Source organism: Psychromonas sp., assembly GCF_047632995.1.
Lineage (GTDB): Bacteria > Pseudomonadota > Gammaproteobacteria > Enterobacterales > Psychromonadaceae > Psychromonas.
Map to the genome: position 1 here is coordinate 1 of NZ_JBLIEK010000155.1, position 6,590 is coordinate 6,590.

The window sequence follows — 6,590 nt, forward strand, 5'->3', positions numbered from 1 at the left end:
AGGTATAACCTTCGACGTAAATAGTAAGACCGAAAAATATTCGGGCCGTTAGCTCAGTTGGTAGAGCAGTGGACTTTTAATCCATTTGTCGAAGGTTCAAATCCTTCACGGCCCACCACTTTTACTTGTTGTAAAAGTAAATGTTTTTTAGTAAGACCGAAAAATATATTCGGGCCGTTAGCTCAGTTGGTTTAGAAGTTGAATTTTAATCCACTTGTGTTGATAAGAGTCAAAGGTATAACCTTCGACGTAAATAGTAAGACCGAAAAATATTCGGGCCGTTAGCTCAGTTGGTAGAGCAGTGGACTTTTAATCCATTTGTCGAAGGTTCAAATCCTTCACGGCCCACCACTTTTATTACCTCCCCTTTAATGCCAGACACCCCTTATATAATTTATCACTATTGAATTCGGTACACATTGCGTGATCTAATTGGTATAATTTGCACCCATTTTTAATATCTAAGAGACTATGATGAGCAATTTCTCTCCCATTGTTGGTTCTGACTATCCTTTCCCAGCCAAGCCGACTGTACTTTCAGAGCAAGAAAAGCTCGATTATAAAACTAAGATAAAGCAGCTGTTAATCGATAAAGACGCGGTGCTGGTTGCTCATTACTATACCGCTCCTGAAATTCAGGCCCTGGCGGAAGAAACCGGAGGCTATGTTGCTGACTCCCTAGAGATGGCGCGTTTTGGTCGCGATCACTCAGCAAAAACATTGATTATAGCGGGTGTGCGTTTTATGGGCGAAACCGCTAAAATTCTTACACCGCATAAAACTGTTTTAATGTCTGATCTTGAAGCGACTTGCTCATTAGATGTCGGTTGCCCAATAGAATCCTTTTCTGAGTTTTGCGACCAACATCCGGAACGCACTGTTGTGGTTTATGCCAACACGTCAGCGGCTGTTAAAGCGCGTGCTGATTGGGTTGTGACCTCGAGCATCGCATTAGATATCGTTGAACATCTCGATAGTGAAGGCAAGAAAATTATTTGGGGGCCGGATCGCCATTTAGGCGGTTATATCCAATCAAAAACGCAAGCTGATATGTTGATGTGGCAAGGTGATTGTATTGTTCATGATGAGTTTAAGGCCAGCGCGCTGCGTGATATGAAAGCTGTTTATCCGGATGCTGCTGTTTTAGTTCATCCAGAATCACCTGAAAGTGTGGTTAAATTAGCCGATGCAGTGGGCTCAACAAGTCAATTAATTAAAGCGGCGCAAGAACTGCCAAATAAACAGTTCATTGTTGCCACGGATACGGGCATTTTTTATAAGATGCAGCAAGTGTGTCCAGATAAAGAGTTTTTAGCGGCACCAACGGCTGGTGACGGCGCAACATGTCGTAGCTGTGCTCATTGTCCTTGGATGGCCATGAATAGCCTGAAAGCGATATATAACGCTTTAACAGATGCAACAGGTCATGAAATTCATGTGCCGGAAACAGTTGCGCAAGGTGCGCTGGTTTCATTAAATCGTATGCTGGATTTTGCAGCAGAGCAGCAATTAAAAGTTAAAGGTAACGCCTAATTCTTTATTGACTGTGATTTTTAACTGCGTGAGATAGTTTAGCAATGACGAACTATCAGATCGAAATGGCTTTTTTTGGTACTTAGTACTTTGTGCTTTGTATAGGGTATGCCAACCTTCACCTACTAACTATTGAGAAATTATGATCACAAATGATGTTTTACGACGCATACGTTATGCGTTACAACTTAACGATAAAAAAATGTTAGAAATTTTTGCGTCTGTCGATAATGCCATTGACGAAAAATACCTGCACAGCATAATGGCAAAAGAGGGCGAAGAAAATTTTGTATTCTGTCGAGATAGTCTTTTATCACTATTTTTAGACGGTCTCATTAATGAAAAACGCGGTAAAAAAGAGGGGTCAACTCCTATCATTTTGCCAGCGAAAGCCGTTCTGCTAAATAATGATATTCTGCGAAAATTACGTATTGCGCTTAATTTTAAAGAAGAAGATATGTTGGATGCATTAGATTCTGCGGAATTCCCTGTGTCTAAATCTGAACTGTCAGCACTGTTTAGAAAGAAAGATCACCGCAACTTTAAAGTGTGTGGTGACCAGCTATTAAGAAACTTCCTAAATGGAATTACTAAACGCTTCCGAGGGACTGAAGCAGAAGCTTAATCCCATTTTTGCTAGATCTTATAATCAAAGCCGAGCCGTTGCTCGGCTTTTTTGTTTGTATCTGGCGATCGTTGTGGAGCGGTTATTTAACCTGCCAAATCTTTATGCACCATAAAATAGGTAACAGCATTATCGACATGATTAAAAAAACATTGCCTTGCAGGGACTCGAAAAGAATACCTGAGAGGTAAGTAAACAGGGCCATAATCAGGCCGAGTGCAACGCCGGAATAAAGAGACTGATAACGCACCATCTCGGCATTTTTTTGTAAACCGATATAACGGATCGCAGCTAAATGGGTTACCGCAAAGGTGAATGCATGGAATGTCTGCACAACGGCTATCAAATAGAGTTCGGTAGTTAACGCAAGCGCCAACCAACGGAGTATGGCTGCGACTAATCCTAATAACAGCATCTGCTTAATTGACCAGCGACGAAACAGTTTACTGTTAAAGCGCATCAGCAGTACTTCTGCAAAGACACCAATTCCCCATAACCATGCAATTGAGACTTCAGAAATTCCTTCGTGGCTCCAGTAAATGGAACTGAACGCGTAATATGCACCATGACTGCCTTGGATTGCACCAGTAATAATTAAAAACAGAAGAACATCAGGCCGTTTGCACAATGAAAAAAGGGAGTGTTTAGGTTGTTGCTCTACAGGTTGGCCATCATCTAGTTGGGGAGATAAATGCAGTAAACTAAGTAGCCACATAACCACTGTTGCACAAAAAATAACCCATAATATTGCTTGATCTCCATAATCAGCAATTAACCAGCCGACGCAGGTTGACCCTGCAATAAAACTCAATGACCCCCATAACCGCACTCGTCCATAATCTAAATGAATCTGTTTAACTAACCGAGTTCCAATAATGTCACCTAACGGCATCATGGGGGCCATTAAAAAATTTACGCACAAAGTAATGATGGAGAGCCACATTTTTCCCTGTAAATAAAATAGGCAACTAAATGCAATCAAGGTCAAAAACCCTAAAATGCGCAATAACCGTAAGGATCCACTGCCAGTTGAGACTCTTGGCAACAGACCCAAATTACTGACAAAGCGCAATAGCAAACCCAGTGAAAAAATTGAGCCTATCTCGGTACTGGAAATTCCTTGTGCTTCCAGCCAAACCCCCCAAAAAGGTAGGAATACTCCCCAAATAAACAGGAAAGAGATGAAATATAAACTTAGCCAAAATTTAGCGGGAACAGAAAACAATAGGTGCCTCATTGCATTTTAAAATAGATTTTTATGAATATATGTCCAATTCATTTGCAGGAATCAGCATCTTCAAATAGTTTGGCTATTGTATCAATGGAAATGCAAAGGGCTAAGTATTTCCCCTCTAAGTTGAATAACTTAGCTGGTTTTATCTGAAATTTACGAGGATTTTGGTCACCTTTGGGCGAAAGGAAGGGGGATTTACAAATCCCCCAATTGATTTACAAGTTATCTTTGTTCGGATCGGTATTCACTTGTTAATTGAAATCATAATCAATGTCGCGATCATTAAAATCATAGTCGTCATTATAATCGTCCAATAAATTATCTGTGTCGGCTCTTAGGCGTTTATCTTCGAGCCAGATTTCAATTTCACGGCGTGTTTGATTTTTACTGCGTTTTATTTTTTCTAAGGTTGGCTCTTCAAAGTCATCATCGGAATCAATAAAGTCAAGATCATCATCATCAAAGTCATTATTATCATCTTGATAGTCAAATTCACTCATTGTTAACCCCTTAATATATATGTGTGAAATATGGGGGAATATTCAACTTTTTTTTTCATTTAGGAAAGTAAAAAAAAATGTTTTTACTAACAAAAAATTTTCATTACATGATCAGATAAAGTCGCTTTATTTATCGCTAGTATTCAGTGGGGGAGTGATGAGTGATGGGTGAAGGGTGAGGGGTGAGGGATGAGGGGTGATGAGTGAAGGGTAATGGGTGAGGGGTGATGGGTGAAGGGTAATGGGTGAAGAGGGATGAGTGGAGAGCTAGGAGTGACTAATAGAAGGAGATATGATTCTCCTTCTATTACAGTTATTGAGACTAGCTGGTTGATGAGCTTACGCTGTAAAGATCCTGCATAATCTCAATATGCTCCGCGACCTCGGCATGATCTTCAAAGTAGGCAATATGAAACATTGCATCCCCCTCCTGCACCAGTGGGATTTTTTGTTTACCTATTATAATACCGGAATAACGCGCGGTTACTTTGTCAAAAATCTTGCCGAACGGATCGCCTATCTCTGCCAGTAAATCCTTGGCATTGACCAGATCTCCCAACTGCTTTTTGTATTTTACAATGCCACTGGCGGAGGCTCTTACCCATGCGCTATTTTTTGCAATAAAGGGCTCTGCCACCACTTTTTTACTTGTCTTAGGTATCATACCTAATTGGCGCAATACGTTGATTACGCCCTTAACTCCAGCCCGGATTGAAAGCTCTTCAAAGCGTAATGCCTCGCCTGCTTCATAAAGCAATATTTTAATCCCCATTTCAGCAGCAGCATACCTGAGCGAGCCATCGCGCAAATTCGCATTGAGTAATACCGGCACGCCAAAGGCTTTTGCTAGTGCCAGTGTTTCCGGATCATCCAGATTAGCTCTAATTTGCGGTATATTACTGCGATGAAGCGATCCCGTATGTAAATCAATACCATAGTCACAGTGCTTCACTATCTGAGTTAAAAAAACATTTGCAACACGGCCCGCTAATGATGATTTATCAGAGCCAGGAAAGGAACGGTTTAAATCCCTGCGGTCCGGCATATAGCGTGTTTGATTAAGCACACCATATACATTGACCATAGGCACTGCTATCAGGGTGCCTTTTAAATTTTTTAGCAGCTTTAAATTTATTAAACGGCGAATGATCTCAATTCCGTTAAGTTCATCACCGTGAATGGCTGCACTTAAAAACAGGGTGGGACCATCTATCTTTCCCCGTTTAATATGAATGGGCATAGAGATGTCGTTATCAGTATATAAACGTGCAACGGGAAGTTTAATTTGTTTGCTTTCACCGGGTTTTACTTCAATACCGGCAATCTCTATTACCTTCATTTATTAGCCCTTACCGCGTGTTTTCGTGTTATTTGGCTTCGCATTTTTTTCTATAAACTGGTAAATGATATCAGCAACATCTTTGCCTGTAGCCGTTTCAATGCCTTCCAGTCCGGGTGATGAATTTACCTCCATCACGACAGGCCCACGGCTGGATCGCAAAAGGTCAACACCGCAGAGATGTAATCCCATGACTTTGGCGGCTTTCACTGCGGTATCCCGCTCTTCTTTGCTCAGTTTAACTATTTCAGCAGTCCCGCCGCGATGAAGATTGGATCTAAACTCTCCCTCTTGTCCTTGCCGTTTCATGGCCGCAATAACTTTATCCCCAACAACCAGGCAGCGAATATCCGCGCCGCCCGCTTCTTTAATAAATTCTTGTACGAGTATATTGGCCTTGAGTCCCATAAATGCTTCAATAATACTTTCAGCAGCTTTGGTCGTTTCCCCTAGCACAACACCAATTCCTTGTGTGCCCTCCAGTAATTTAATAACAACAGGTGCTCCACCGACATTCTTGATTAAATCTTTAATATTATCAGGGTGATGTGCAAATCCTGTTCGGGGTAAACCAATACCTTTTCTTGACAGCAGCTGCATTGAGCGTAATTTATCCCGGCTGCGGCTAATGGCGACGGATTCATTAATAGTAAAGGTGCCCATCATCTCAAATTGGCGTACCACTGAGGTGCCATAAAAGCTAATAGATGCCCCTATACGAGGGATAATAGCGTCATATTTGGGTAACGCTTCACCTTTATAGCGTACGGTCGGATTATTGCTGGTGATGTCCATATAACAGTGAAGGGTATCAATAACATCAACTTCGTGACCACGCTGCTTAGCCGCTTCTACTAGGCGGCGTGTCGAGTAAAGATTTTTATTTCTAGATAATATGGCAATTTTCATATTTATTCTCACCCCAAGGGTATGTTAATTCACGATTTCAGGAATAAAAAAGTTCAATTTTTTCGTTTTAAACTTAATATGGTCTGTTTATTTTTACTTAATAAAGCATAGGTTATGTATCGAGATAAATAGTAATTTTGACCACCTGTTATTGCTAACATTTATTTATATGGATACTCTTCACTGCATTATTACCCCATTAACCTATTTAGCATAGTTAATTGTTTAGCTAACGTTTTGATATTGGGAAACTTCAAAGATAATAAAATACGGGTTATGCTTAACGGTACATAAAGTACAAAACGAATTATCAAATTAATGACACACTGATTTAAAGTGAAATATCAAATATGAAATACAAAGATAAACTACTCGTTGGGGCTTTAGAAAAATGTTGTCTACCCGACTTACAGATTGAAGGTCTTGAAACCCGCATAGATACAGGGGCTC

The 6,590-nt window shown here is 40.6% G+C and carries 6 protein-coding genes and 2 tRNA genes; 4 read left to right on the top strand and 4 right to left on the bottom strand.

Annotated features, from left to right (window positions below):
• The first annotated feature begins 42 nt into the window (after positions 1-42).
• From ACJAT7_RS16975 to ACJAT7_RS16990, 4 genes are all read left to right on the top strand, one after another.
• A tRNA-Lys gene (locus ACJAT7_RS16975) sits at positions 43-118 on the top strand.
• A 157-nt stretch (positions 119-275) separates the two neighbouring features.
• Positions 276-351 (top strand) — tRNA-Lys (locus ACJAT7_RS16980).
• A gap of 123 nt (positions 352-474) precedes the next feature.
• Complete coding sequence (nadA, locus tag ACJAT7_RS16985; RefSeq protein WP_415227990.1) at positions 475-1,533, top strand: quinolinate synthase NadA; 1,059 nt, start codon at positions 475-477, stop codon at positions 1,531-1,533.
• Between the two features lie 142 nt (positions 1,534-1,675).
• A complete protein-coding gene (locus ACJAT7_RS16990; RefSeq protein WP_415227991.1) occupies positions 1,676-2,158 on the top strand; it encodes a DUF1456 family protein in 483 nt (160 codons plus the stop codon).
• Between the two features lie 82 nt (positions 2,159-2,240).
• Here ACJAT7_RS16990 and ACJAT7_RS16995 read toward each other — a convergent pair whose 3' ends face one another.
• The 4 genes from ACJAT7_RS16995 to rimK all read right to left on the bottom strand — a co-directional run bounded on the left by ACJAT7_RS16995 (position 2,241) and on the right by rimK (position 6,140).
• Complete coding sequence (locus ACJAT7_RS16995; RefSeq protein WP_415227992.1) at positions 2,241-3,383, bottom strand: 3-phenylpropionate MFS transporter; 1,143 nt, start codon at positions 3,381-3,383, stop codon at positions 2,241-2,243.
• Between the two features lie 260 nt (positions 3,384-3,643).
• Positions 3,644-3,892, bottom strand: coding sequence for a hypothetical protein (locus tag ACJAT7_RS17000; RefSeq protein WP_415227993.1), 249 nt, complete (start codon positions 3,890-3,892; stop codon positions 3,644-3,646).
• Positions 3,893-4,214: 322 nt separating this feature from the next.
• Entirely contained in the window at positions 4,215-5,231 is a 1,017-nt protein-coding gene (locus ACJAT7_RS17005; protein WP_415227994.1) for a succinylglutamate desuccinylase/aspartoacylase family protein, read from the bottom strand.
• A 3-nt stretch (positions 5,232-5,234) separates the two neighbouring features.
• Positions 5,235-6,140 carry a 30S ribosomal protein S6--L-glutamate ligase gene (gene rimK, locus ACJAT7_RS17010; protein ID WP_415227995.1) on the bottom strand — a complete coding sequence of 302 codons (906 nt, stop codon included), beginning with the start codon at positions 6,138-6,140 and terminating at the stop codon, positions 5,235-5,237.
• Between the last annotated feature and the right edge of the window lie 450 nt (positions 6,141-6,590).